1 protein-coding gene is annotated in these 1,004 nt (G+C 61.2%); it reads left to right on the top strand.

All coding sequences use genetic code 11. The features are described from left to right. Positions 1–1,004 (top strand): ATP-binding cassette domain-containing protein (locus tag BZK31_RS28365; RefSeq protein ID WP_244182765.1); only part of this gene is annotated, 1,004 nt, incomplete at both ends.

Below are 1,004 nucleotides of genomic sequence, written 5' to 3'. Positions count from 1 at the left end.
TGCTGCTGCTCGACGAGCCTACCAACCACCTGGACATCGGTGCAATCGCCTGGCTCGAAGAAGCCCTCAAGGATTTCCAGGGTGCGGTGCTGTTCATCACGCACGACCGGGCTTTCCTGCAGAACCTGGCGACCCGCATTCTCGAACTGGACCGTGGCGGTCTGATCGACTGGAACGGCGACTACGCCAGCTTCCTCGTCCACAAGGAAGCGGCGCTGGCGGCCGAAGAGACCGCCAATGCCCTGTTCGACAAGCGACTGGCTCAGGAAGAAGTCTGGATCCGTCAGGGCATCAAGGCACGCCGGACCCGTAACGAAGGGCGTGTTCGCGCCCTCAAGGAACTGCGTGTTGAACGCAGCGAGCGCCGCGAGCGTACCGGCAAGGCCAACATCCAGCTCGACACTGCGGAGAAATCCGGCAAGCAGGTGATGGTGCTGGATAACGTCAGCTTCGCGCATCCGGGTGGTCCGCTGCTGATCAAGGACTTCTCCATGGTGCTGCAGCGCGAAGATCGCATCGGTCTGCTTGGCGCCAACGGTACCGGCAAGACCACACTGCTCAAACTGATGCTCGACAACCTGCAGCCCACTGGCGGCAAGGTCGAAGTGGGCACGCGTCTGGACGTCGCCTATTTCGACCAGCTGCGTCATCAGCTGGATCTGGAAAAGACCGTGATCGACAACGTGGCCGAAGGCCGCGACTTCATTGACATCGACGGTCAGAGCCGCCATGTCCTGAGTTACCTCGGCGACTTCCTGTTCAGCCCGCAGCGCGCCCGCACACCGGTAAAAGCGTTGTCCGGCGGCGAGCGTGCGCGCCTGTTGCTGGCCAAGCTGTTCAGCAAGCCTGCCAACCTGCTCGTCCTCGACGAACCGACCAACGACCTTGATGTTGAAACCCTCGAACTGCTCGAAGAAGTGCTGCTGACCTTCAAGGGTACGGTATTGATGGTCAGCCACGACCGGGCATTTCTGGACAACGTCGTCACCAGCACGCTGGTGTTC

It is taken from the genome of Pseudomonas floridensis (genome assembly GCF_002087235.1).
GTDB classification, from domain to species: Bacteria; Pseudomonadota; Gammaproteobacteria; order Pseudomonadales; family Pseudomonadaceae; genus Aquipseudomonas; species Aquipseudomonas floridensis.
This window is presented reverse-complemented; position numbering and strand designations above follow the sequence as displayed.